Annotated in this window: 18 protein-coding genes; 15 read left to right on the forward strand and 3 right to left on the reverse strand. The window is 33.8% G+C overall.

The features are described from left to right. On the forward strand, window positions 1-2,415 hold the full coding sequence (locus RM542_RS01440) for a TonB-dependent receptor domain-containing protein (RefSeq protein ID WP_311383926.1): 2,415 nt from the start codon (window positions 1-3) through the stop codon (window positions 2,413-2,415). Window positions 2,416-2,467: 52 nt separating this feature from the next. Here the strand turns inward: RM542_RS01440 and RM542_RS01445 are convergent, their stop codons facing one another. Next, entirely contained in the window at window positions 2,468-2,857 is a 390-nt protein-coding gene (locus tag RM542_RS01445; RefSeq protein WP_311383927.1) for a hypothetical protein, read from the reverse strand. 170 nt (window positions 2,858-3,027) lie between these two features. On the opposite strand from RM542_RS01445, the gene ileS reads away from it, so the two are divergent. The 4 genes from ileS (at window position 3,028) to RM542_RS01465 (ending at window position 8,121) form a co-directional block, all read left to right on the forward strand. Continuing rightward, window positions 3,028-6,426: an isoleucine--tRNA ligase gene (ileS, locus tag RM542_RS01450; protein ID WP_311383928.1), complete on the forward strand. Its 3,399-nt coding sequence runs from the start codon at window positions 3,028-3,030 to the stop codon at window positions 6,424-6,426. A gap of 3 nt (window positions 6,427-6,429) precedes the next feature. Beyond that, window positions 6,430-6,813 carry a TraR/DksA C4-type zinc finger protein gene (locus RM542_RS01455; RefSeq protein WP_311383929.1) on the forward strand — a complete coding sequence of 128 codons (384 nt, stop codon included), beginning with the start codon at window positions 6,430-6,432 and terminating at the stop codon, window positions 6,811-6,813. Window positions 6,814-6,889: 76 nt separating this feature from the next. Beyond that, a complete protein-coding gene (locus tag RM542_RS01460; RefSeq protein WP_311383930.1) occupies window positions 6,890-7,465 on the forward strand; it encodes a hypothetical protein in 576 nt (191 codons plus the stop codon). Between the two features lie 32 nt (window positions 7,466-7,497). Next, on the forward strand, window positions 7,498-8,121 hold the full coding sequence (locus RM542_RS01465; RefSeq protein WP_311383931.1) for a lipoprotein signal peptidase: 624 nt from the start codon (window positions 7,498-7,500) through the stop codon (window positions 8,119-8,121). Here the strand turns inward: RM542_RS01465 and RM542_RS01470 are convergent. Beyond that, complete coding sequence (locus RM542_RS01470) at window positions 8,118-8,678, reverse strand: 5-formyltetrahydrofolate cyclo-ligase (RefSeq protein WP_311383932.1); 561 nt, start codon at window positions 8,676-8,678, stop codon at window positions 8,118-8,120. The genes RM542_RS01465 and RM542_RS01470 overlap by 4 nt on opposite strands. Before the next feature lie 536 nt (window positions 8,679-9,214). Here RM542_RS01470 and uvrC point away from each other — a divergent pair. From uvrC to RM542_RS01510, 8 genes are all read left to right on the forward strand, one after another. Continuing rightward, window positions 9,215-11,002: an excinuclease ABC subunit UvrC gene (uvrC, locus tag RM542_RS01475; protein WP_311383933.1), complete on the forward strand. Its 1,788-nt coding sequence runs from the start codon at window positions 9,215-9,217 to the stop codon at window positions 11,000-11,002. 9 nt (window positions 11,003-11,011) lie between these two features. Then, the gene (locus RM542_RS01480; RefSeq protein WP_311383934.1) at window positions 11,012-13,261 is read left to right on the forward strand and encodes a patatin-like phospholipase family protein; all 2,250 of its coding nucleotides are present in this window, start codon (window positions 11,012-11,014) and stop codon (window positions 13,259-13,261) included. 333 nt (window positions 13,262-13,594) lie between these two features. Beyond that, window positions 13,595-14,371 (forward strand): DUF3108 domain-containing protein, encoded by a 777-nt coding sequence (locus RM542_RS01485; protein WP_311384885.1) that lies wholly within the window; start codon window positions 13,595-13,597, stop codon window positions 14,369-14,371. A 9-nt stretch (window positions 14,372-14,380) separates the two neighbouring features. Continuing rightward, the gene (locus tag RM542_RS01490) at window positions 14,381-15,346 is read left to right on the forward strand and encodes a tryptophan 2,3-dioxygenase family protein (protein ID WP_311383935.1); all 966 of its coding nucleotides are present in this window, start codon (window positions 14,381-14,383) and stop codon (window positions 15,344-15,346) included. Between the two features lie 4 nt (window positions 15,347-15,350). Continuing rightward, window positions 15,351-16,664, forward strand: a complete 1,314-nt coding sequence (locus tag RM542_RS01495; protein WP_311383936.1) for a peptidoglycan DD-metalloendopeptidase family protein — start codon at window positions 15,351-15,353, stop codon at window positions 16,662-16,664. Next, window positions 16,630-18,267: a glucose-6-phosphate isomerase gene (pgi, locus tag RM542_RS01500; protein WP_311383937.1), complete on the forward strand. Its 1,638-nt coding sequence runs from the start codon at window positions 16,630-16,632 to the stop codon at window positions 18,265-18,267. The genes RM542_RS01495 and pgi overlap by 35 nt, the downstream gene beginning before the upstream one ends. Window positions 18,268-18,424: 157 nt before the next feature. Continuing rightward, the gene (locus RM542_RS01505) at window positions 18,425-21,688 is read left to right on the forward strand and encodes a carboxypeptidase regulatory-like domain-containing protein (RefSeq protein ID WP_311383938.1); all 3,264 of its coding nucleotides are present in this window, start codon (window positions 18,425-18,427) and stop codon (window positions 21,686-21,688) included. A 91-nt stretch (window positions 21,689-21,779) separates the two neighbouring features. After that, the gene (locus RM542_RS01510; protein WP_311383939.1) at window positions 21,780-22,214 is read left to right on the forward strand and encodes a hypothetical protein; all 435 of its coding nucleotides are present in this window, start codon (window positions 21,780-21,782) and stop codon (window positions 22,212-22,214) included. Between the two features lie 73 nt (window positions 22,215-22,287). Here RM542_RS01510 and RM542_RS01515 read toward each other — a convergent pair whose 3' ends face one another. Beyond that, on the reverse strand, window positions 22,288-23,358 hold the full coding sequence (locus RM542_RS01515) for an endonuclease/exonuclease/phosphatase family protein (RefSeq protein WP_311383940.1): 1,071 nt from the start codon (window positions 23,356-23,358) through the stop codon (window positions 22,288-22,290). 234 nt (window positions 23,359-23,592) lie between these two features. On the opposite strand from RM542_RS01515, the gene RM542_RS01520 reads away from it, so the two are divergent. Both RM542_RS01520 and RM542_RS01525 read left to right on the forward strand, forming a co-directional pair. Further along, window positions 23,593-26,337 (forward strand): TonB-dependent receptor, encoded by a 2,745-nt coding sequence (locus RM542_RS01520; protein WP_311383941.1) that lies wholly within the window; start codon window positions 23,593-23,595, stop codon window positions 26,335-26,337. 124 nt (window positions 26,338-26,461) lie between these two features. Beyond that, window positions 26,462-26,938, forward strand: a complete 477-nt coding sequence (locus tag RM542_RS01525; protein ID WP_311383942.1) for a cytochrome c — start codon at window positions 26,462-26,464, stop codon at window positions 26,936-26,938. Window positions 26,939-26,947: the final 9 nt, after the last annotated feature.

Here is a 26,947-nt window from a genome sequence, read left to right on the forward strand (position 1 = left end):
ATGCACAAAGTAATTTTCTTTGTTTTTACACTTATTATTGTTATCAAAACCAATGCTCAGCAAATACAGGTTTTAGATGCTGATACGGGCAATGGTATAGTTAATGTTGCTGTATTCAATCAAGATAAATCAAAAACCACAATCACAGATTTTGATGGGAGAAGTGATGTTTCTCAGTTTAGCTCCAACGAGCGTATTTTCTTCAAACACATAAGCTACGAAACTTTTTCAACTACTAAAACACAACTTAACAAAAAAGGTAATCGTATTTATTTAACGTTAAAACCAGAGCAACTCGACGAGGTCGTAATGTCCGTATCTAAGTGGGAACAACAACGTAAAGATATTCCGCAAAAAATAGCATCTATTGATGCTCAAAGTATAGCATTTACAAATCCACAAACTTCGGCAGACGTATTACAATCTAGTGGCAAAGTATTTGTTCAAAAAAGTCAATTAGGTGGTGGCAGCCCTATGATTAGAGGTTTCTCAACAAATAGATTATTACTATCCGTAGATGGCGTTCGAATGAACAATGCAATTTTTAGAGGTGGTAATATTCAAAATGTTATTTCCATTGATCCTTTTACTATTAAAAATACTGAAGTGATTTTTGGCCCGGGCTCCGTAATTTACGGTAGTGATGCGATAGGCGGAGTAATGAACTTTTTTACAAGGAAGCCAAGATTATCATATACAGATAGCCTTACCTTGTCTGGTAATACAAGTTATCGTTTTGCTTCAGCGAATTCAGAAAAAACAGTGCACGTAGATTTCAATTTGGGGCATCAGACTTGGGCATCTTATACTAGTTTTTCTTATAATGATTTTGGAGATTTAAATATGGGTAGTCATGGTCCTGATTCATATTTGAGAAATAATTATGTGATTAGGGAAAGCAATCAAGATGTTTTGGTTACTAATTCTAATCCCCAAAAACAGGTGCCATCGGGGTATAACCAAATTAACTTTCTACAAAAATTTAGATTTAAGCCGAATAATAATTGGAATTATGATTTAGGACTATATTATTCTGAAACTTCAGACTATTCTAGATATGACCGTTTAATTAGACCTAATGATTCAGGTGATGGACTGCGCTCAGCGGAATGGTTTTATGGCCCTCAAAAATGGTTCATGAGTAATTTTCAAGTCACCAAAAAAGGCAAAGGCAAATTTTATGACGGAGTTAAATTAACTGCGGCTTATCAATTTTTTGAAGAAAGTAGAAATAGCCGCGATTTTCAAGATATTACAAGAAATACAACCTTCGAAAAGGTTGATGCGTTGTCAATTAATCTAGATTTTGAAAATAAAAAAATTGGGGCTCTCCAATTATACTATGGTGCCGAATACATATTTAATAAAGTAAGGTCTATAGGCCAAGATTTAAATATTGAGACGAATGAATTGGTTGAAGCTGTTTCAAGACATCCTGATGGGGCCACATGGCAGACTTTTGCCGGTTATGTGAGTGGTAATTATCAATTAAAACCAAATTTAACGCTGCTTTCTGGCCTTCGCTATAGTCAGGTTTGGGTTGATGCTGAATTTGATAATACTTTTTTTGATTTTCCTTTTAATGAAGCAGATATCATCACCGGCGCTTTAACAGGTAGCATAGGTATGAGCTGGTTTCCAAAAGCAGATTTGCAGTTAACACTAAATGGTTCTACAGGATTTAGAGCGCCTAATATTGATGATATTGGAAAAATATTTGATTCAGAGCCAGGTTCTGTTGTGGTTCCAAATCCTGATTTAGAACCGGAATACGCCTATAATATAGACTTTGGAATTCAAAAAAACTTTAATGATAAAGTTGTACTCAAAGGTGCTACTTTTTATACATATCTGGTGGATGCATTGGTACGCAGAGATTTCACTTTTAATGGACAATCAGAGATACTCTATAATGGTGAACTAAGCAATGTTCAAGCAATTCAAAATGCCGCCAAAGCTTATGTGTATGGTTTTGAATTTGGGGTTGAAGCTTTTATGAACGAAAATATTTCCTTCGTAGGTAATCTTACTATTACCGATGGTATTGAAGAAGATGATGACGGAACTGATTCTGCGGCTCGTCATGCAGCACCAACATTTGCAGATGCCCATATCATTTGGAAAAATCAAAAGTTTAAAGCTGATTTATTCTTGAACTATAATGGAGAAATCCCTTTTGAAGAATTAGCGCTTTCTGAACAGGGCAAGGATTTCATTTATGCATCAGACCAAAACGGAAATCCATTTTCGCCATCTTGGTATACGCTAAATTTTAGGTCACAACTTCAAATTTCAAACGCACTAAAGACTAGTATTAGTCTTGAAAACATAACCGACCAACGTTATAGAACTTACTCTTCAGGTATTGTTGCACCAGGCATCAATGTAATTATCGGCTTAGGCTATAATTTTTAAAGAAAAAACCCTGGCGAAGGCCAGGGTCTAAGTTATTGTGGGGTGCATTAACTTATTTATGATCAACAGCATTTTTAGCATCTTCCGCTGTTTTTTCAACAGCTGCTTTCGCATCATTACCCATTTCTTTTGCCTTATCTAAAGCATCAGAACCAGCTTCTTTAGCATCTTCTCCCATTTCTTTTGCTTTATCCATCGCTCCTTCGCCAGCAGCTTTGATACTATCTATAGCTTGTTCACCAGCTTCTTTAACATCTTCGCCAGCTTCTTTTACTTTGTCAACTGCGTTTTCACCAGCTTCTTTTAAATCGCTGCCTGCTTCCTCAAGTGTTTCAGCTGCACTCTCAGTTGCTTCTTCAGCTTTCTTAGCAGCATCTTTACAAGAAACAAATACTGAAGTTGTTAATGACAATGCCAAAACGGCTAATAATACTTTTTTCATTTAAATTGTATTTAGTGTTTATTATTATAGTTATCTACGTCTCAAAACATAATTTAGACGTAAATCATACTTTTAAGACACAGCTTTTATCTTTTAGGTCACTGAATACTACCTAATTCCGTCTAAATTTTTATTTTTGCACCCTTGTAAATCCAGAAGGATAACGCTTTATGAAGTTTGCAGAATATAAAGGATTAAACCTGCCCAAAGTATCAGAAGAAATTTTGAACTATTGGAAAGAAAACAACATCTTCGAAAAGAGTGTAAGTACTCGTGAAGGTAAGCCCAGCTATGTTTTTTATGAAGGACCACCTTCGGCAAACGGAATGCCCGGAATACATCATGTTATGGCGCGTACTATTAAGGATATTTTTCCGCGGTATAAAACGATGAAAGGGTTTCAAGTTAAACGGAAAGCAGGTTGGGATACTCATGGTTTGCCTATTGAACTAGGAGTTGAAAAGGAACTTGGTATTACAAAAGAAGATATTGGTTCTAAAATATCTGTGGAGGCATACAATGACGCTTGTAAAAAAGCAGTAATGCGTTATACGGATGTCTGGAATGAAATGACGGAGAAAGTAGGGTACTGGGTCGATATGGATGATCCTTACATTACCTATAAGTCTAAATACATGGAGTCTGTTTGGTGGTTACTAAAACAGATTTATAACAAAGGATTAATTTATAAGGGCTATACCATTCAGCCATATTCTCCCAAAGCTGGAACTGGATTAAGCTCACATGAGTTAAACCAGCCAGGGACGTATCAAGATGTAACAGACACTACTGTTACTGCGCAATTTAAAGCGGTTGAAGTTTCTTTGCCTGAGTTTTTAAAACGTTTTGACCATCTGCATTTTCTTGCTTGGACAACTACTCCATGGACCTTGCCCAGTAATACAGCATTAACCGTAGGTTCTAAAATTGATTACGTGGTGGTTGCAACCTATAATCAGTATACTTTTGAGCCAATTCATGTGATTCTGGCTAAAAATTTGGTTGGAAAGCAGTTTGCAGGAAAGTATGAACAAACAGAAGATGTTGAAGTACTTTCTAGCTATTCAAAAGAAGACAAGAAAATACCATATTTAATTGCTACGGAATGTAAAGGTTCTGATTTATTAGAAATTAGATACGAGCAGTTAATAGATTATGCTTCTCCATATGAGAATCCTGAAAATGCCTTTCGTGTAATAGCAGGAGACTTTGTAACTACCGAAGATGGAACCGGTATCGTACATACAGCTCCTACTTTTGGTGCAGATGATGCGCTTGTTGCTAAACAAGCTTCACCAGAAATTCCACCATTATTGGTGTTGGATGAAAATAAAAATCCAGTTCCTTTAGTGGATTTACAAGGTAAGTTTAGATCAGAATTAAAAGAATTTGCTGGTAAGTATGTGAAAAACGAATACTATGATGATGGTAAAGCTCCTGAACGTTCTATAGATGTTGAACTAGCCATTAAACTAAAAGAAGAGAACAAAGCTTTTAAGGTTGAAAAATACCTGCACAGTTACCCAAATTGTTGGCGCACAGATAAACCAATTTTATACTATCCGTTAGATTCATGGTTTATCAAGGTTACGGATGTCAAAAATCGAATGTTTGAGTTGAATGAAACCATTAATTGGAAACCTAAATCTACTGGTGAAGGTCGTTTTGGTAACTGGTTAGCGAACGCAAACGACTGGAATCTATCACGGTCACGGTATTGGGGAATTCCATTACCAATTTGGAGAACAGAAGACGGTAGTGAACAAAAAATGATTGGTTCTGTTGCTGAATTAAAATTAGAAATGACCAAAGCCATTGAGGCTAATGTTTTAGAGAAAGATATATTTGAAGATTTTATAGTTGGTGATATGACTGAAGCCAATTATGACAAAATAGATTTACATAAGAATATAGTTGATCAAATTACTTTGGTTTCTGCTTCAGGTAAACCAATGAAAAGGGAAGCTGACCTTATTGACGTCTGGTTTGATAGTGGTTCAATGCCTTATGCGCAATGGCACTACCCTTTTGAAAATAAAAACTTTATTGACAACTCAGAAACCTTCCCTGCTGATTTTATTGCAGAAGGTGTAGACCAAACTAGAGGTTGGTTTTATACGCTGCACGCCATAGGCACAATGGTTTTTGATTCTGTTGCTTATAAAAATGTAGTTTCTAATGGATTGGTATTAGACAAAGAAGGTAAAAAAATGTCTAAACGTTTAGGCAATGCTGTTGACCCATTTGAAACCATACCAGAACATGGAGCTGACGCAACACGTTGGTATATGATTTCTAATGCAAATCCTTGGGATAATTTAAAATTTGATGTCGAAGGTATTGCTGAGGTAAAGCGTAAATTTTTTGGAACGCTTTATAATACATATTCTTTCTTTTCACTTTATGCCAATATTGATGGTTTCGGTTATAAAGAGGAAGAAATAGCTTTAAAGGATAGACCAGAACTAGACCAATGGATTTTATCCGAATTAAACACGGTTATCAAAAAAGTTGATGATGCCTTTAATGATTATGAACCCACTCGAGCTGCAAGGGCTATTTCTGATTTCGTCCAAGAAAATTTAAGTAACTGGTACGTTCGTTTAAGCCGAAGAAGATTTTGGAAAGGCGATTATCAACACGATAAAATTTCTGCTTACCAAACGCTGTATACTTGTCTACTAACTATTGCGAAGTTATCTGCTCCAATTGCTCCATTTTTTATGGATAGCTTATATAAAGATTTGGACGAGGTAACTAACATGGAAGGTTTTGAAAGCGTACACCTAGCAAATTTTCCAGAGTTTGATAAGGCAATAGTGAACACAAGCCTAGAAAATAAAATGCAAACTGCACAAAAGATTTCATCCTTAGTGCTTTCTATCCGCCAAAAAGAAAAAATAAAAGTACGACAGCCTTTGCAAAAAATAATGGTGCCAGTACTTAATAACTCGCAGCGTAATGAAATTAAAGCTGTTGCTGATTTGATTAAATCCGAAGTGAACGTTAAAGAAATCGAATTAATGGATGACGCTTCTGATATATTGGTCAAACAAATCAAACCTAATTTTAAGGTTCTTGGCCCGAAATTTGGCAAAGACATGAAGGTTATTTCAACTGCGATAAATCAACTTGAACAGGAAGACATCCAAAAAATCGAACAACAAGGCGAATTAACAGTACTAATAGATAATAAAAGTATTATTTTACAGTTGTCAGATGTAGAAATAACCTCTCAAGATATTGAAGGTTGGCTGGTAGCCAGCTCTGGTTCGTTAACTGTTGCACTCGATGTTACTATTAATGAAAGCCTTAAAAATGAAGGTATTGCGAGAGAGTTAGTGAATAGAATTCAAAACCTTAGAAAAGAATCTGGATTTGAAGTCACTGACAAGATCGACTTAAGCATACAGAGAGATGGTATAATTGAAAAAGCGATTGCTAACAACGAACAATATTTAAAAAGTGAAACTCTAATCGCTGAACTTAATTATGAAGATAATTTAAAAGAAGGTAAGGAAATTGCCTTCGATGATGTGAACACTAAATTGTTTATCCAAAAACATTAAAAAATGGCTCAAGATTTAAAAGTTAGATACTCAGACAAAGACCTAGGTGAATTCAAGACTTTAATTGAAGAAAAAATAATAAAAGCAAATACTCATCTTGAACTTTTAAAAAGTTCTTATATGAATGATGGTAACAATGGTACTGATGATACCTCGCCTACATTTAAGGCGTTTGAAGAAGGTTCAGAAACCATGAGTAAAGAAGCAAATACACAACTTGCTATTAGACAAGAAAAGTTTATTAGAGATTTGAAAAATGCTTTGCTCCGAATTGAAAATAAGACTTATGGCATCTGTCGTGTGACAGGTAAACTCATCAATAAAGAACGTTTAAAGCTCGTGCCTCATGCTACACTAAGTATTGAGGCCAAAAATATGCAGAAATAAGAGAAACGCCTTAGGGCGTTTTTTTGTTATGAAAGCTTCTATTTTTTTTGTTTTGTTTTTTTGGTGGTCACAACTAATGTGCGGACAAAAGATTGTTCAAAAAGTAATTGAAAATCCAGTTAATCAAAATATCTATATTGATACTAATAATTGCTTTCAAGTAGATTTAAAAACCTCTTCTTCCAAGCAACTTCAAGTAATAGCATCGATAGAGGGAGAATATCTAAAAGATTTAGTAGTCAAAATTGAAGAAAAAGGTAATGACGTATTTGTGAGTGCTGGGTTTTTACCCAATTTTATAATGCCAAATGACAAATTAAATGCTCTTGAAGAAGTTTCTATTGCTTTGTATATTACTATTCCAATCTATGCTAACATTCAACTTTTTGGAACCAATTCTAACGTTAATGCCACAGGTAAATACAACAGATTAAAAATAACTCTTGCCGATGGTGATTGTATTTTAAAAAATGTCACAAAGAAAACCGAGGTTAAAACACAAAATGGAAATATCATGGTAATTGCTGAAAGTGGCACCATTAAAGCTAACAGCAATTATGGAGAAGTAAGTAAGAATAAAATTCCTCAAGGAGAATCAAGTTATATCTTGAATTCTGTTCAAGGTAATATAGAGCTGAATAAAACCGAATAATATGGTTATTTTTGCCCTTTGATAGTTAAAAAATGAGTCTCAAAAAATCCCTTCTTTTAATCATTATCATATTATTGATAGACCAAATCAGTAAAATATATGTAAAAACACATTTTGTGTATCAAGACTCAGTGGAGGTATTTAGTTGGTTCAAAATTTTATTTATTGAAAATGAAGGCGCCGCATGGGGAACTAAACTCAGTGACTTATTACCAATTTCTGATTCAGCTGGAAAACTATTCTTAACAGTATTTAGATTATTCGCTATTTGCGGCATCGGTTATTGGTTATATGATATCATTCAAAAAAACGCTCCCAAAGTTTTAATATTAGCAGTTTCTCTAATTTTTGCAGGAGCATTCGGAAACATAATTGACTCGATTTTTTATGGAGCAATTTTCAATGAAAGTTATAATGAAGTAGCTACTCTATTTTCTGATCAACCTTATGGCAGACTATTTTATGGAAAAGTAGTAGATATGCTTTACTTTCCTATAATTCAAAATGCTACTTGGCCCTCTTGGGTTCCATTTTTTGGAGGCAATAATTTTTCCTTTTTTGATCCTATTTTTAATGTAGCTGATACGGCAATAAGCACTGGAGTAGGAATACTTATCTTTTTTAACAAAAAGGCCTTTTCAAAATCTAAAATTTAAAACTTATAAATATTATTGGGGGTTACACAGTAGTCTAATGAAATGTCATTATAATTAATATCTTTTATTTCATTTTCAGGTTCAAAAAAAGAAAGACCTATTTTAACTACTTCTGGTTTACATTGTGCTAAGAAAATATCATAATACCCCTTGCCGTAACCTACTCGATTCCCATTTTTGTCATAAGCCAGCAAAGGAATAAATACCACGTCAATCTTATCTTCCTTTATCTCAATACCATCAATAGGTTCAGGAATATTTAGCTTATTTAATCTTAGCCTAGTACTATCAGTTAATAAATAGTGTTTTAATTCTGTTGAAGAAACTGTCCTAGGTATTATAATGTTTTTATCCTTTCCTTGTAAAACTGTAATAAGGAATGAAGAATCAACTTCTTTAAGGGTATTAATTGAGAGGAATGTGTGGTAAAAAGAAAAGTCCCAAATAGGTAGTTTTAATACCATATTTGAGATTTTTATACTACAGTCGTAAATAAAATCAGATGAAAAAGACTTTCTTTTGTCTTTGTAAACTAATCTAAGCTGACTCTTAAGCATTTATTTTGAACAATCTTCGTTCTAGGGGAATTTTAAGCTACATATTAATCACGACTAGAAATTGCGTAATAAATTTTAAAAAATAGCATCAAAATTAAATACATCCCTAAAACTAATACGTAGTTTTCCATGATTTAATTAATTTAAAAGCTAAAGTTAAGAAAATATCATCAATTAATTCCTTGAAAGGCGTGTTTTTATCGGTGAAATGCACTTTTTTGAGAGAAATTTAACTAAAAAGTATTGTGTCAAAAACATTTAATGCCATATCTATTTATCTTTCAATAGTTTACATTTTTGTTTCTGATCCTCTTAATTTTGAAAAAATCCTATGCGAATAATATAACCTGTTATAAAATCAATCAATTCTTCAATTTTTGAATTAATAAATTGTCAAATCTTGATTTATTTTAATCACAATTGAAAAATTCTTAATCCAAAAATTCTAAAAAAATAATTTCGTAATAGTAATATTAGACCGTGCTAAGAAATTAAAATAGTAATTTTAATTTCTACCAAAAAAATGAGCAGCATTTATGTCTGACTTATCTATTGAAGTTCAATTAAGTTCATTACCAAATAATCCTGGTGTGTATCAGTTTTATGATACTGATGGCAAAATACTTTATGTAGGCAAGGCTAAAAATCTCAAAAAAAGAGTCTCCTCGTATTTCACCAAAAACCATGATTATGGTAAAACAAGGGTATTAGTGAAAAAAATCAATTCAATAAAACACATTGTTGTAGCCAATGAATCTGATGCCTTATTGTTAGAGAATAGTCTAATCAAAAAAAATCAGCCGAGATACAATGTTTTATTGCGTGATGATAAAACCTATCCTTGGATTTGTATAAAAAATGAGAGGTTTCCAAGAATATTCCCTACTAGAAAACTAATTAAAGACGGGTCGGAGTATTTTGGCCCATACACTAGTATGAAAACGGTTAAAACACTATTAGATCTTGTTAAAAGTGTTTACCCGCTTCGCACTTGTAATTATGATCTTTCTCTTGAAAAAATTAAATCAGGAAAATATAAGCGTTGTTTAGAATTTCATTTAGGTAATTGCAAAGGACCTTGTGAAAATCTACAATCAGAGAAAGAATATCATAGACAAATTGAAGATATAAGGCTTATCATAAAAGGTAATTTCAAAAGTTCATTGAGTTATTTCAAGCACCAGATGAAAATTTACGCCCGAGAAATGGAGTTTGAAAAAGCACAAATAATCAAAGAAAAGATTGAAGTTTTAGAGAACTACAAAGTTAAATCTACCATCGTAAATCCTAAGATTAGTGATGTTGATGTTTTTTCAATTTTTACAGATGAAACTCATGGCTATATCAATTTCTTACAAGTTTCTAATGGGTCAATTATAAGGTCTCACACCTTAGAAATAAAGAAAAAGTTAGATGAAAGTGATGAAGAATTACTGAGACTCGCAATAATCGAAATAAGAAATCGCTTTAATTCAAATTCAACAGAACTTTATTTGCCATTTGTAGTTAAAATTGATGAGAACTTGAAAATAACAGTTCCGAAGTTGGGTGATAAACGCAAGTTACTTGACCTTTCAACAAGAAACGCGAAGTTCTTTAGGCAAGAACGTTTCAAACAAATAAAAATAACTGATCCCGATAGGCATACTAAAAGAATAATGGCTCAAATGAAGGCTGATTTAAGACTTTCTAAAGAACCAACGCATATCGAATGCTTTGATAATTCTAATATTCAAGGTAGTAATCCGGTAGCTGCTTGTGTTGTTTTTAAAAATGGCAAACCGGCAAAAAAAGAATATCGTCATTTTAATATCAAAACTGTTATCGGTCCAGATGATTTTGCATCAATGGAAGAAGTAGTATTTAGGCGTTACAAGAGATTACTTAATGAAGCGGAGCCTTTACCCCAGCTTATAGTTATTGATGGCGGAAAAGGGCAACTCTCTTCTGCCGTAAAAAGTTTAGATATTTTGGGGTTGAGGGGTAAAGTTGCCATTATTGGCATAGCCAAAAGATTAGAAGAGATTTATTTTCCTGAAGATCCTATTCCTCTGTATTTAGATAAAAAATCAGAATCACTTCGGATAATACAACAATTACGTAACGAAGCTCATCGTTTTGGCATCACTTTTCATAGAAATAAGCGCAGTTCAAAAGCTATAAATTCAGAATTAGAACAAATTGAGGGTATTGGAGGTAAAACAATTGAACTTTTATTAAAAGAATTTAAATCAGTTAAGCGAGTAAAAGAGGCTTCAATTGATACCTTAGCAAGGTCAATCGGAATGGCAAAAGCAAAGAAGGTTTTTGAAGCCTTTCACTAATAATTAGCTATGAACAAAAAAATTATCCAATTAGTTTTATTGTTTATTATAAGCAATCTTTTTTCTCAAGAAGAACCCAAAATAGGCCTGGTTCTTAGCGGCGGAGGTGCAAAAGGGCTAGCGCATATTGGGGCTCTTAAAGTAATTGAAGATGCAGGTATAGAAATTGACTATATCGGCGGAACAAGCATGGGTGCTATTGTCGGTGCTTTGTACGCCTCGGGATATTCTGCAAGTGAATTGGATTCCATTTTTAAAGCAACAGATTTTTCAAAATTAATTCAAGATAACGTGCCTCGAGGGGCCAAAACATTTTACGAAAAAGATGATTCAGAACGTTATGCTTTAGGGCTTCCTTTCGACAATTTTAAAGTTTCTTTTCCTCAAGCTATTTCCGGAGGACAAAACATATATAATGAATTTGTTCGCCTTTTATACCATGTAAAAGATGTAGATGATTTCAACAAATTACCTATTCCTTTTTTATGTATTGCAACTAATGTTGAGACTGGTGAAGCTGTTTTACTTAATGATGGATATTTACCAGAAGCCATTATGGCGAGTGGAACATTTCCATCTCTTTTTGAACCAGCAGAGGTTGACGGAAACATTTTAATTGATGGCGGTGTAGTCAATAACTATCCCATTGACGAAGTAAAGGCATTAGGTGCAGATTTAGTAATAGGTGTTGATGTTCAAGATGAATTATCTAATAGAGAAGCGCTGTCATCAGCTACTGAAATTCTGCTGCAAATAAATAACTATCGTACGGTGAATGATATGATTACCAAAAAAGCCAAAACAGATATTTATATCAAACCAAATATTGAAGACTTTTCAGTAATCGCATTTGAAAAAGGAGCAGAAATAATAGAAAGCGGAAAAATTGCAGCAGAAAAAAGACTAGAAGAACTTAAAGCTATTGGAGCAAAAACAACTAAAAAAAATATTAAAAACCCTCGCTTTCACACTTCTGATAGCCTAATTATTAATAGGCTTATAATAAAAGGTAATGAGACTTATACAAGAGGCTATATAAAAGGTAAACTCCGATTCAATCTTGCGAATGAAATTTCTTTTAGCAAACTCAAAAGAGGAATTAATAATCTTGCAGCTACAGGTAATTTTAAAGCAATACGGTATAAATTAATTTCTAATGGATTAGGAACAGATTTGATATTGAAACTCAAAGAAAAACCCACAAAGATGTTTATTAAAATGGGGGCTCATTATGACGATTTATATAAAAGCTCGGCACTAATAAATCTTACTAGAAAAAACTTTTTATTGAAAGACGATGTTGCATCTTTCGATTTAATTTTAGGTGACCATGTTCGTTATAATATGCAATATTATGTTGATAAGGGTTTTTATTGGAGTTTTGGAATTAATTCAATGTTTAATGATTTTGATCAAGAAATTGAATTTGATTTAATACGCAGCAATTTTGAAGTATTAGATGACCCAAATATTGGTGAAATAAGTCTAGATGTTACAGATTTCACCAATCAATTATACATTCAAACCGTATTGCGAGAAGAATTTGCTTTTAGTCTTGGTCTTGAACATAAACTATTAAGATACAGTACAAGAACCATCAACAATTCACTACCAGAAATTGATGAGAATTTTCGCCCAACGGAAGGTAACCGAACTTTTTTCGAAGATAGCCACTTCTTTAGCACTTATGGTAGACTAACATTTGACACCTATGATGATAAGTACTTTCCAACAAAAGGATTGTTTTTTGATGGAGATTTTCATTTTTATCTTTTATCGTCCGATTTCAATAATAATTTTAAAGAATTTTCAATTGCCAAGGCCAGAATGGGAACCGCTCTATCAATTTTTTCAGACTTATCTATCAATATAGAAACTGAAGGTGGTTTTAAGCTGGGCACCTCAAGTGTTACATCGTTTGATTTCGTATTAGGCGGTTTTGGCAACAATCCAATCAATAATTTTGTTCCATTTTTTGGTTATGATTTTTTAAGCCTTCCCGGTAACAGTTATGTAAAAGCCTACACTAGGTTGGACTATGAAATAGCACCCAAAAACCATTTGCTATTTACTGCTAACATTGCCAATATTGCCGATGATTTATTTAGAACGGGAGAATGGTTTACAACACCTGATTTTTCAGGGTATGGGGTTGGTTATGGTTTAGAATCATTTATTGGTCCTGTTCAAGTATATTATTCTTGGACACCTCAGCTAGATGAGGGTAATTTTTTCTTTAGCGTGGGCTACTGGTTTTAGGCTGTACCTTAAAAATTTCTTAGTTTTTTCTTAAATAAATAACATCTTTTATTAAGAGATTCAAAATAAAACGCATTCTTAGTTAAAGTTGGTTAAAAGCAAGAATGCGCATCAAATACCAGCCTATATTTGTATTGCAAGAGGGGTGGTTCCCTCTTAACTTTAAGTATTGGTTTTTCATAATTTAAAGTTTGGTTGGTTATTTAGGAAAAGCCCTGATGAGAACATCGGGGCTTTTTTTTGTACAATACTTTGGAATAACTTTTGTTTAATTAATTGTTAAACAGTTTGAGCTAAACGGCTTTTTAATAATTTTACATGAATACAATTGCTATGAAAAGATTGGTTGTTTTTATTTTTTGCTGCATAACGATTGCCGCTTCTGGGCAAAAAAGTAATGCTTATAAGTCTGGTGAATGGCTAAAATTTAGAATTCATTATGGAGTTTTTAATGCCAGTTTTGCAACACTAAAACTAGAATCTGATAAATTAGATTCGATACCTGTTTTCCATGTCATCGGAAAAGGCAAAACTACTGGCTTAGCACGATTGTTCTTTAAAGTTGATGATACTTACGAAAGTTATTTTGGGCGTTATGATAACAAGCCCTATAAGTTTATTAGAAAGATAGACGAAGGTGGGTATACCAAGGATATGGAAATCAACTTTGATTATGATGAAAATAAAGCCCTACTAGTTGATAAAAAGAATAATAAGGAATTTGGTTTTGAAATTGACAATAAAGTGCAAGATTTATTATCGGGAGCATACCATCTAAGGAATAATTATGCTGTTGAAGATTTAGTTGAAGGTGAAAGTATCGTAATGGATATGCTCTATGATGACGATGGAGTTTATCAATTTAAATTAAAATTTTTGGGTAAAGAAGTTGTAAAAACTAAATATGGTAAGGTTGAATGTTTAAAATTTAGACCTTATGTACAATCTGGGCGTGTCTTTAAAGAACAAGAAAGCTTAACTTTGTGGGTATCGAACGATTTAAATAAGATTCCCATTCGGATTAAGGCAGATTTAGCTGTTGGTTCAATCAAAGCCGATTTAGATGGTTATAACGGTCTTAAAAATCAGTTCAAAATAATTATGGATTGATCAATACTAATGAAGAAAGATGAGCTAATTGAGTCCCAAATCAACAAGCTTGAAGAAAAATTTAAAAACTCCGGTCAAGACTTAAGTTCTTATTTAGACGGATTACTGTATCAACGCTACCTAACTTATTGGGATTATATACATTTAGACACCTTACTAAGTCTGCAGGTCCCGCGTACGCATTTTCCTGATGAAGAAATCTTCATCATGTACCATCAAATCACAGAACTATACTTTAAATTAATTCTTCATGAAGAAAAACAAATTGTTGATGACAAATCACAAGATTTAGATTTCTTTATTTCAAAAGCAAATCGTATTAATAGTTACTTTCAAGCCTTGACTTCGTCTTTTAGTATCATGATAAATGGCATGGAACGAGAGCAATTTTTAAGATATAGGATGGCATTATTACCGGCAAGTGGTTTTCAATCAGCTCAATATAGAATGCTTGAAATCTATGCTACTCCAATGGAAAATTTGGTTCACCACACTGAAAGAGAAAAGTATTCTAATGAGGATTCTATTGATGAATTATATGAACATATTTATTGGAAGAAAGGAGCTACAGATAAAAAAACAGGTGAAAAAACACTAACCCTTAAACAATTCGAATATAGATATACACCCAGATTAATAAGAATTGCAAACCAGGTTAATGGCACTACCATTTATGAAAAATATCTTAGTTTGCCCAAATCATACCAGGAAAACGTAACGTTAATCGAAGCGCTTAAAAATCTTGATATTAATGCAAATGTTAATTGGCCATTAATGCATATGGGTTCAGCATATCGTTATTTATCAAAGGATAAAGCGGCAGTTGATGCCACTGGGGGTACCAATTGGAAAAACTATTTGCCCCCAAGTTTTCAAAAAATAATATTTTTCCCAACTTTGTATACAGAAACTGAGCTGGATAATTGGGGAAAACAGTGGGTAGAGCACATTTTCAACCCAGAGAATAATGATTAAAAATATGCGAAAGTGTTGGGGTATAATTTTGGCATTTATAGTACTTTCTTCTTGTAAAAAAGAAGAAAAAACTTCTTCGAAAAATTTGGTTCAAATAAAAGCTGAAAAACCAATTCCAAAGATTTATGGTTTCAACTTAGAAAAATTTGATGTGCTTCGCGACACTATAAAGAATGGAGACAGTTTTGGAAAACTAATGCTTCAGAATCACGTGGACTATCCTAAAATTGTAAAGATTGCAGAAGAATACAAAGATACCTTTGATGTTAAAAGAATTAAAGTTGGTAAACCTTATGTAATTCTTAAAGCAAAAGACACTACTGAAAAGGCTCAAATATTCATTTATGAAAATGATCGTATCAATTATACTGTCGTCGACTTAAGGGATTCCGTACAAGCCTATACGAGTAAAAAGAAAGTAAAATATGTACAACGAGAGATTGCTGGCGTAATTAAAAATTCATTGTCGATTGATATGGACTCACTTGGCGTTGATTATAATGTCACCTTAAATTTGTCAGATATTTATGCTTGGACCATTGATTTTTTTAGGTTAGAAAAAGGTGATGAATTTAAAATCATTTATAATGAACGTTATATAAGTGATTCAATCTACGCTGGTGTTGAACCAATTAAAGCTGCTTTTTTTAAACACAAGGGGAAACCGATATATGCTTTTCCTTATGTGACAGATTCGTTAAAAAATATTATGGACTACTTTGATCAAGATGCAAATAATTTAAGAAGCACTTTTTTAAAAGCTCCTATTAAATTCAACTATCGATTATCTTCAAGATACAATCTCAGAAGACGCATTGCTTATTATGGTTACAAAGTGCGACCGCACAAAGGAACGGACTATGCAGCTGCTATTGGCACACCTATAGTAGCCACCGCTGATGGAACTGTTACTGAGTCTAGAAGAAGGGGAGGCAATGGTAAGTATGTTAAAATAAAACATAACGGAACTTACAGCACTCAATATTTACACATGAAAGCTCAAAAGGTAAAAAAGGGAGAGTATGTCAGACAGGGTGATGTCATTGGTTGGGTTGGTATGACCGGTAACACGGGAGGGCCTCATGTTTGTTATCGTTTTTGGAAAAATGGCAAACAAGTTGACCCACTTAGAGAAAAACTACCGTCGGCAAAACCTATTGCTGATTCGTTAAAAACAGATTATTTAGCCTTCATCGAACCAATAAAATCACAATTGGATTGTATTGAATATGAAGAACCAATTAAAGAAGAAAATGAAAATCTTATAACACTCAACCAAGAGAATGGCACTAACCAAAATCAATCCTACAACGACTAAAGCTTGGTCCAAGCTTACTTCACATTTTGAACAAACCAAAAATCAAACTCTAAAAAATCTTTTTAAATCTGACCCAAATAGAGCTGAAAAATTCACACTAAAATGGAAGGATTTTCTTGTTGATTTCTCAAAAAATAGAATTAATCAAGAGACTTTAGATTTGTTATTAGAGTTAGCAAAAGAACTAAAGCTAGAGGAATCAATTTCAGCTCAGTTTTCAGGTGAAATTATAAATGAAACTGAAGGTCGTTCTGTTTTGCATACTGCCTTAAGGGCAAAGAAAAAAGATGTTATTGCTATTGAAGGTGAAAATATAGTACCTGAAGTTTATGCAGTTAAGGAGAAAATAAGAGCTTTTTCAGAAAGTATTATTTCTGGAACTAAAAAAGGATATACCGGTAAGAAATTTACTGATGTGGTAAATATAGGTATTGGTGGATCAGACCTGGGGCCAGCAATGGTTGTTGAAGCTCTTAAGTATTACAAAAATCACCTGAAATCTCATTTTGTTAGCAATGTTGACGGCGATCATACTCATGAAATTCTTAAAGAGTTAGATCCCGAGACTACCTTATTTGTAGTAGTATCAAAAACATTTACTACACAAGAAACCCTAAGTAATGCTACCACAATTAAAAAATGGTTCTTAAATCATGCAAACCAAAAAGATATTGCTAAACACTTTGCCGCTGTATCTACCAATACCGAGAAAATTGCGGAATTTGGAATTTCTTCAGAAAATGTTTTCCCAATGTGGGATTGGGTTGGAGGGCGTTTTTCTCTTTGGAGCGCTGTAGGGCTTTCAATAGCATTGACAGTTGGTTACGAAAATTTTGATGATTTGCTTTCGGGTGCAAATGAAATGGATTTGCATTTTAAAGAAACTGATTTGTCAAAAAATATTCCTGTCATACTAGCCTTACTAAGTATATGGTACAATAATTTTTATAAGGCTGAGACCGAAGCTATAATACCTTACACACAATATTTAAGTCGTTTTTCGGCCTATTTACAGCAAGGTATTATGGAAAGTAATGGGAAAAGCGTTGATAGAGCTGGTAACCGAATAAATTATGAATCAGGCACCATTATCTGGGGGGAACCAGGCACCAATTCACAACATGCTTTTTTTCAGCTAATTCACCAAGGAACAAAACTAATACCAGCAGACTTTATTGGGTATAAGAACTCCTTACATGGCGATGTAGATCATCATAATAAATTAATGGCCAATTTTTTTGCTCAAACTGAGGCATTAATGAATGGTAAAACTAAAGAGGAGGTTGAAGAAGAATTCAAATCAGCAGGTAAAACCCTATTTGATGTAAAACATCTTATTCCTTTTAAAGTATTTGAAGGCAACAAACCAACGAACACTATCTTAATTGACAAACTAACACCTAACTCTTTGGGCTCGTTAATTGCTCTGTACGAACACAAAATATTTGTACAAGGTGTTGTTTGGAATATTTTTAGTTACGATCAATGGGGTGTAGAACTAGGAAAACAGCTTGCCAAAAATGTGCTCAATGACATTCAAAATTCCGAAATCAGCAAACACGATTCTTCAACTTTAAGTCTTTTGCAATATTTTAAGAAATGATTGATGATTTCTTAATTTTCAACAATTTTTAGGCCACTCATTATCAATTATTTATAACAATTTTTAATAATTTTAGTAGGTGTATTCTTAACATTTAGTTAACGTGCCGAATTGTCTAAAACATGACTTTTGCGCAGACAATTCAAACACTCTTAAAATGAAAAAATTCTACTTAATTGCTATTGCCTTATTGTTTTCGGCGGCAGCATTTTCACAAGGGGTTACTACGTCCGCTATTGGAGGTAAAGTAACCGACAACACAGGAGAGGCTTTACTTGGCGCAAGTATTGTCGCTGTCCACATTCCTACTGGTACTGCTTATGGTGCAGCTACTGATTTTGACGGTTTTTATCGTATTTCTGGTATGCGTACAGGTGGTCCATACAAAGTGACCATATCTTATGTTGGTTTTAATGATGATTTAAGAGAAGGTATTTTCTTAAACTTAGGTTCTACGAACCAGATTAATTCTCAAATGACTGAATCGGCAACTGCTTTAGATGAAGTTGTAATAACTGCCGTTTCAAATGGTGTTTTTGGATCAAACAAGACAGGTACTGAGACTAATATTTCTCAGCGTCAAGTTGCTACTACTCCTGCAGCTTCTCGTTCTATTGCCGATTTTGTTCGTTTGACTCCTCAAGCTCAATTAAGTGAGGGTGATGATGGATTCTCAATCTCTTTAGCTGGTCAAAACAACAGATACAACGCTATTTATATTGATGGTGCTGTAAATAACGACGTTTTTGGTTTAGCAGGTTCTGGTACTAATGGTGGGCAGACTGGTGTTAATCCATTATCAGTTGATGCAATTGAAACATTTCAAATAAACATTGCTCCTTTTGATGTTAGACAATCAGGTTTCTCTGGTGGTTCTATTAATGCTGTTACTCGTTCTGGTTCAAACAACTTTGAAGGTTCAGCATATTATTTCACCCGTAATGAAAGTTTAGTTGGTAAAACGCCAGGCGCACTTTTAAATGAAGGTGATGAAGCTGAAAAAGTTTCTGATTTTAGCGCCAACACTTATGGTGTACGTTTAGGTGGTCCACTTATTGAAGATAAATTATTCTTCTTTGTGAACTACGAACGTAATGAAACTGAAATTCCACAACCATTTATCTTTAGTAACTATACTGGTCGTTCATCTCAAGCAGATTTAGATGGCTTAAGTAGTTTCCTTCAAAATACTTACGGTTATAACCCTGGTATCTTTGATAACAACTCAAGAACATTGGAAAGCAACACTTTAGTGGCTAAATTAGACTGGAACATCAATGAAAATAATAACTTGTCTTTAAGACATAGTTATGTTGGTGCTGAAAACCTTGAAGCAAGAAGTTCTGGTAATAGAAATATTGGTTTTATTAATGGTTCTGAATTTTTTAATTCAACTACAAATTCAACTGCTTTAGAATTAAACTCTCGTTTCGGAAACAAGTTTAGTAACAACTTAATAGTAGGTTATACTTCTGTTAGAGATGATAGAGATCCTTCTGGTGATCCTTTCCCAACAGTAGATATTCAAGATGGTGACGGAACTATTTCTTTTGGTTCAGAACCGTTCTCTACCGCCAATTTATTAAACACTGATTATTTGACTATTACAAATAACTTTGAAATTTATGCTGGTCGTCATACAGTAACTCTAGGTGCTACAGCGGAATTTGCAACGGTTAAGAATTTATTCTTTGCTTTCAATTTTGGTGATTATACTTTTGAGGATCAATTTGATGATGATGGGAACCTACTTTCTTCAGGTTTAAACCAATTTTTAACAGGTCAAGTATCTGATGTTTATCAGCATGGCTATTCTTTAGTTGGTGATGGCACTGTTGGCGATGAATCAAATGGTTCTGCAGATTTTAAAACTTTTCAAGCTGGTTTCTACGTCCAAGATGACTTTCAAATGACTGATAATTTTAAGGTTAGTTTTGGTGCGCGTATTGATATTCCTAGCTGGGAAGATGGTACCGTGAATGACGACTTTAACACCACTACTATTCCATTATTAGAGGCTGCAGGTAAAGATTTACAGGGAGCTCAAGTTGGTCAAGGAGTTGGTACCGCTGTTTTCGCTCCAAGATTAGGTTTTAACTGGGATGTAAATGGTGAAAGAAATACACAGATTCGTGGTGGTTTAGGCGTATTTACCTCTAGATTACCTTTAGTATGGCCTGGTGGAACGTACAATAATAATGGTGTTACTGGCGGATTTACATTTGATGCTACTTTCTTTGGTCCTGATGCTGGTCAACTTTTTGAGCCAGACGTGAATAATCAATTTGAGTCAGTTACTCCAGGTTCTGGTGGTCTTGGTGGTAATATTGATTTAATCGCAGAAAATTTCAAATTGCCTCAGGTAATGAAATATAATATTGCTGTTGATCAAAAATTACCATTCTGGGGATTAATTGCTTCAGCTGATTTCTTATATACTGATGTTATGACTGATATCTACTATGAGAATTTAAATTTAGGTGATCCGATCGGGAACTATCAGGGTGCTGATGGAAGACCTTTCTATAATAGAGGTGATGAAATTGACGACACCTATGGTAGAATTATCTTGGCATCTAACACTGGTGGAGGTAATGCAACTAATGCAACATTTACGTTAAGAAAGCCTTTTGATGGTGGTTTTGCTGGATCTGTTTCTTATACGTATGGTGAGTCTAATAAAATCTTTGATGGAACTTCATCTCAGAATAGCTCACAGTGGAGAAATATTCAGTCTGTAAATGGTAAAAACTCTGACTTACCTGTAACGCGTTCAGATTTTGCCTTAGGTAACCGTATCGTTGCTGATGCATCTTACCAAATAAGTTGGAATGAGAATGTGAAAACTACAGTTGCTTTATTGTACCAAGGTTTCCAAGGCTCTCCATATAGTTTTACTTATAATGAAGGTAGAGATATTTTCAATGACGATTCTCGTGATAATGCCTTAATCTTTATTCCTGCAAGTGAAGGTCAAATTCAATTCTCTGGTGATGCTGCTGAACAAGCTGCTCAATGGGCACAATTAGACAACTTTATTAATAGCGTAGATCACTTACGCGAAAATAGAGGTGGTTATGCGGAGCGTAATGCTACTCGTGGACCATGGAGTCATATTGTTGATTTAAAACTTTTGCAAGACATCTCATTTGATATGGGTGGTAAAAAACACACATTACAATTAACTGCTGATGTTTTCAATTTTGGTAACCTATTGAATAACGATTGGGGTAAACTTAAGTTTGTACGTAGCAATGTTAGTCCATTGACAACGGTTTCAACAGGAGACATTCCTGTATTTAGTATCAATACGGGTGTTATGGATGACTTAGGAAATCCTGATTTTGAAGAATTTGATGATTCAGGTATTCAGTCTTCAAGATGGCAAGCACAATTAGGTGTTAGATACATCTTTAATTAAGTTTAGTATATAGTTTAGTTTAAAAACCTCTGCTCCGGCAGGGGTTTTTTTATGCGTAAAATTCTGTACATTTAGGCATCAAATTTTAATCATGGAAATTCTAAAAAGCCTTCACTCTTATTTTGCTTACATCGTTTTATTTATTTTGCTAGCCGCAACACTCAATGCAATTACAGGGTGGTTAGGAAAAAAAGAATTTCGATTTGAAAAAGATTTAAGATTAAGTCTTTTTGCACTGATTTTATCGCATATTCAATTATTAATTGGTCTTATACTGTTCTTTGTATCGGCCAATGGATTAAAAGCTATTCAGACTTTAGGTATGGGTGGTTTAAATTCTGCTTCTAGATTGTTAGCAATTGAACATCCATTCATCAATATTATTGCATTGGCTTTAATCACCATAGGATGGTCTCGTCATAAAAAGAAACTAGATGATACTGCCAAGTTTAAAAGTATAGGTGTTTTTTACGGTTTGGGTTTACTTCTAATTTTAAGCAGAATACCTTGGAACCAATGGTTGTAGTTTCCCCCAAAGCATAAAAAGGTAGGAGATAAATTCTCAACTACTCTTTAAATGAATACTAGAATTTAAAACTTTAAAATCTTCCCTTTTTAAGAGAGTTAGAAGAGGATTGGACTTCTTTTACCAAATACAGATATATCGGAAAATGATCTGCATAACCACCTTGGTAAGTCGTGCCTACATATGTTCTAAAAGGATACCCTTTATACTTTCCTTGAGAATTTTCTAAATACGATGGATTAAAAATACCAGCTTTCCAATAGGAATGATTTTGTCTATTCTTACTAATCAAATTTGGTGTTAAAACAAATTGGTCGAATAGGTTCCATTTATCACGATAAGCCAAAGAACCTACTCCTTTTTTAAATAGTCTTTCCATAGGATTAAAGAGTGAAGTGCTGTCTAATTTTTTAAGCTTTCCAATACTCTTTAATACCTTTTTAAAACTATCATCAACCGGGTCATCATTAAAATCTCCCATACTGATAATCTTAGCGCTACTATTTAATTTTTGAATGGAGTCAATAGTGCGCTTATTACGTTGAGCAGCTTTTATTCTATTGGGTTTACTCCTAGCCTCTCCACCACTCCTTGATGGCCAATGGTTTACAATAAAATAGAACTGTTCTTTATCTAATAATCCACCAACTACTAATTGATCTCGTGTGTAATCTCTCTTTCCTTCCGTATCAAAAAGTAAAACCCTTTGGCTCTTAAATGAAGTTGGCAGAAAAACTTCCTTTTTATACAATAATGCAACATCAATCCCTCTTTCATCAGGTGAATCAAAGTGTATAATTCCGTAATCTTTATCTAAAAGATTTTCATCATTAATCAAGTCTACAATGACTTTCTTATTTTCAACCTCACAAAGCCCAACTATATCCGGCGAAGAACCTGTGAGCCCATAACCAATTTGAGAAATAACTCTTGAGATATCATTAATTTTCTTTTGGTAACGTTTTTTAGTCCAACGATATCTTCCTTTTGAAGTTCTTTGGTCATCAAAAACCAAGGTGTCATTTTCAGTATCAAAAAGATTTTCAACATTATAAAAAGCTATGGTTCTCACCTTAAAAGTCTTTTCATTTTGACCAAAGCAATAGGATGAAAACAAAAAAAGTACTACCAACCCTAATCTCATAATTTCGAAAATAACTAAAATATTACTTTCCCGTAAAGATTAGTCTAGAGCGTGTTTAATTGACTGTTTCAAATTTTTTAGTTATTCACGCTGAGGTCCTTCCCTTAGTTTGAATGGGAGGTGATTTTTAGGATAATTAGAGGGAAAATCGGAGGGGTCAAACTAAAGAATTCTTCCAAATACCAATTATTTTATTCAATTTTATGTAACATTGAAGCATACACTAACCATGTTATGCGCTTTTTATCTTTGCTCATTCTCTTCTTTGGAGTGTGCTTTTGTGCAATTGCACAAAAGACGCCAAATATATCTGGACAGCTCCTATTTAAACAAACTAAAACACCTTTGCACAATGCTTTTATAAAAATTGAAGGAACTTCAATTTTATCAAAGACGAATGTTTCTGGTGATTTTGAAATCAGACCAAAGACTTTTGGCGAATTCATAATTCATATCTCCAAACCTGATTATAAATCTAAACGTTTACCTATTTCATATGATGGTCAGTCTATTAACCTTGGAATAATTTTACTTGAAAAAGATATCACTTTAGAAAAAAATGATAATCTCATTTCCCTTACAGATGGTGATCTTTCTGATGACAATGAATCTACTTCCGTTTCAGCTGGCTTATTACAGGCGACAAGAGATGTTTTTTTAAATCGTGCTGCTTTTGATTTTGGTCAAGCATTCTTTCGTGTTCGAGGTTATGATTCACAAAATGGACAAGTGCTTTTGAATGGAATAAAAATGAATAAATTTTATGATGGGCGACCTCAATGGAATAATTGGGGTGGTTTAAATGACGTCATCCGAAATCAAGAATTCTCGAATGGATTGAAAGCTTCCCCATATACCTTTGGAGGAGTTTTAGGGACTACTAATATCGACCTACGACCTTCTGGGTTAAGGCCAGGTTTACGTATTTCAAGTTCTATTTCAAACCGAACTTATACCGGTCGCTTAATGGCTACATATACTGCCCCCATGTCCTCTAAAAGAATAGGTTATAGCTTTTCAGCATCACGCCGTTGGGCAAATGAAGGATATTTAGACGGTACTTTATATGATGCTTATTCTTTTTTTGGAGCTTTAGAATACCAAATAAATAAAAGGCAAAGTATCATTCTAACTTCAATTTTGGCAAAAAATAGAAGAGGACGTTCATCTGCTATAACTGAAGAAGTTTTTGAACTTGGCGGGAGGCAATATAATCCTTATTGGGGTGAACAAAACAATGCTATAAGAAATAGTAGGAATCGAGATATATTTGAACCTATATTCTTGCTCAATCATTTTTATCAAAGTGAAAATTTCACATTGACCTCTGGAATTGCCTACCAGTTCGGCGAAAATTCTAGAGCCAGATTAGGTTATTTTAATGCCCCTAATCCCGACCCTACCTATTACAGATATTTACCTAGTTTTTACATTAATAATTCGGTTGGTGCAGATTTTACTAATGCATCATTGGCAAGAGAGGGATTTCTTCAGAATCAACAATTAAATTGGTCTACACTTTATACTGCTAATACAAACTTTAAAAATAATGGTAGAGCTTCTTATATTTTATATGATGATACCGTTAAAGATTCTCAATTTTCATTTTCTAGTGTTGCCAATTTAAAAATTGAATCAAACATTCAATTAGATTTCGGAGTCAATTATAGCAATCTAAGTTCAAAGAATTTTGCAGTTATAAATGATTTACTTGGTGCTAATTTTCATGAAGACATTGACCCATTTTCAGATACCCAAAACGATTTAGGTGGTGATTTAATTAAAATTAAAGGGGATATCTTCAATTATAATTATAATATTAAGGCTACTCGTTTCAATGCTTTTGGTCAAATTACGACCAATTTTGATAACTGGAATGCTTTTCTAGCGCTTTCCTCTTCAACTAATATTTATCAACGTGAAGGATTGTTTCAAAATGAACGGTTTTTAGAGTCATCATCAGGCACAAGTGAAGCTGTTAAGTTCTTTAATTATGGATTGAAAGCCGGTTTCAATTATGGTATAACTGGACGCCATTGGTTAAAATTAAATAGCACATATCGCTCAAGACCACCTGTATTGCAAAACGTATTTATTAACCCAAGAGAGAACAATGAAATAGTGCCAAACCTTCAAAGCGAGAAAATTACATCTCTAGACTTTAGCTACATCATACGACTACCAAATTTAACAGGTAGACTGACCGGTTTTTATACTCGTTTTCAAAACACAACAGACATTAATTTCTTTTTCGTCGACGCTGGTGTAGGTTCTGATTTCGTTCAAGAAGTAATAACAGATTTAGACAAGTTACATATGGGGTTAGAACTTGGTTTAGAATATCAAGCTTCATCAAGCGTTAAGTTATCCGCAGTCGCCAATATTGGCAAATATTTATATGCCAGCAATCCGAATTTGACCATCAATTTTGATACGGCAGCTGCTGATGAAGACTTGATTAATCTTGAAGGAAATGTTGACTTAGGCATTGCCGATATCAAAGATTTAAGATTAGCACAAGGACCACAGCAAGCCCTTGCATTGGGTATCGAATATCGAGATCCAAAATATTGGTGGATTGGAGCTAGCACAAACTATTTAGCAAATAATTATGCCAATATTTCGACTATAACTAGAACACAAAGCTTTTTATTAGATCCTGAAACTGGCCTAAGGTTTCCAGACGCGACACAAGAAAACGTTGCTAAACTCTTGAAGCAATCAAAACTAGATGATTTCTATTTATTAAATCTAGTAGGCGGTAAATCATGGCTAAAAAAAGGAACTTACATCAGTATTTTTGCGAGCATAAACAACGCTTTTGATACCATATTTAGAACTGGTGGTTATGAGCAAAGTAGAAACGGTAATTTTGGACAATTACAACAAGACAATCTTAGAAACGATCCTTCATTTGCACCCAAGTATTGGTATGGCTTTGGAAGAACCTATTTTTTAAACTTTGCGATTAGTTTTTAGCATCGCAAACGATATAGCTTTTCAGAATAGTTAGAAACCTTTCAAACTCCATTATAAACATCCAACTTTTAATTATATTAGAGGTTCAATCTGAATAAACACAACTGAACTAAATTCGGCAATTATGAAAAAACTTATCCTGTTCATCGCTTTAGGAGCTTTTATTGCAAGCTGCGGCGGTAAAAAAGATTCAAAAAAAGACGGTTTTGAAGTAAGCAGAACCAAAGAGGCTAAAGCAGTTGCCGAAAGTGAAGGCGTACCAGTTGACTTAGATAATAAAGGTGTCGGACCAATTAAAAGTGTAGACTTTTCTGCCGACGTTGATACCGAAATGGCAGCCCGTGGTGAAGCAAAATTTAATGCTATTTGTGTGGCTTGCCATATGGTTGACCAACGAATGATTGGCCCGGCTATGGAAGGTGTATATGATAGAAGAAGCCCAGAATGGGTAATGAATATGATTTTGAACCCTGATGGAATGTTGAAAGAAGACCCAATTGCAAAAGCACTTTTAAAAGAATATAACAATGCCATTATGCTTAATCAGAACTTAACAGAAGATGAAGCACGTGATGTGGCTGAGTATTTGAGAACATTATAAAATAGTTAT

The sequence above is a fragment of the Croceitalea sp. P059 genome (assembly GCF_031846365.1).
In the GTDB taxonomy this organism is placed as follows: Bacteria; Bacteroidota; Bacteroidia; order Flavobacteriales; family Flavobacteriaceae; genus Croceitalea; species Croceitalea vernalis.

Coding starts and splice junctions, on each gene's coding strand:
- RM542_RS01440 (WP_311383926.1), top strand. CDS start 1: ATGCACAAAGTAATTTTCTTTGTTTTTACACTTATTATTGTTATCAAA.
- RM542_RS01445 (WP_311383927.1), bottom strand. CDS start 2,857: ATGAAAAAAGTATTATTAGCCGTTTTGGCATTGTCATTAACAACTTCA.
- ileS (WP_311383928.1), top strand. CDS start 3,028: ATGAAGTTTGCAGAATATAAAGGATTAAACCTGCCCAAAGTATCAGAA.
- RM542_RS01455 (WP_311383929.1), top strand. CDS start 6,430: ATGGCTCAAGATTTAAAAGTTAGATACTCAGACAAAGACCTAGGTGAA.
- RM542_RS01460 (WP_311383930.1), top strand. CDS start 6,890: ATGTGCGGACAAAAGATTGTTCAAAAAGTAATTGAAAATCCAGTTAAT.
- RM542_RS01465 (WP_311383931.1), top strand. CDS start 7,498: ATGAGTCTCAAAAAATCCCTTCTTTTAATCATTATCATATTATTGATA.
- RM542_RS01470 (WP_311383932.1), bottom strand. CDS start 8,678: ATGCTTAAGAGTCAGCTTAGATTAGTTTACAAAGACAAAAGAAAGTCT.
- uvrC (WP_311383933.1), top strand. CDS start 9,215: ATGTCTGACTTATCTATTGAAGTTCAATTAAGTTCATTACCAAATAAT.
- RM542_RS01480 (WP_311383934.1), top strand. CDS start 11,012: ATGAACAAAAAAATTATCCAATTAGTTTTATTGTTTATTATAAGCAAT.
- RM542_RS01485 (WP_311384885.1), top strand. CDS start 13,595: ATGAAAAGATTGGTTGTTTTTATTTTTTGCTGCATAACGATTGCCGCT.
- RM542_RS01490 (WP_311383935.1), top strand. CDS start 14,381: ATGAAGAAAGATGAGCTAATTGAGTCCCAAATCAACAAGCTTGAAGAA.
- RM542_RS01495 (WP_311383936.1), top strand. CDS start 15,351: ATGCGAAAGTGTTGGGGTATAATTTTGGCATTTATAGTACTTTCTTCT.
- pgi (WP_311383937.1), top strand. CDS start 16,630: ATGGCACTAACCAAAATCAATCCTACAACGACTAAAGCTTGGTCCAAG.
- RM542_RS01505 (WP_311383938.1), top strand. CDS start 18,425: ATGAAAAAATTCTACTTAATTGCTATTGCCTTATTGTTTTCGGCGGCA.
- RM542_RS01510 (WP_311383939.1), top strand. CDS start 21,780: ATGGAAATTCTAAAAAGCCTTCACTCTTATTTTGCTTACATCGTTTTA.
- RM542_RS01515 (WP_311383940.1), bottom strand. CDS start 23,358: ATGAGATTAGGGTTGGTAGTACTTTTTTTGTTTTCATCCTATTGCTTT.
- RM542_RS01520 (WP_311383941.1), top strand. CDS start 23,593: ATGCGCTTTTTATCTTTGCTCATTCTCTTCTTTGGAGTGTGCTTTTGT.
- RM542_RS01525 (WP_311383942.1), top strand. CDS start 26,462: ATGAAAAAACTTATCCTGTTCATCGCTTTAGGAGCTTTTATTGCAAGC.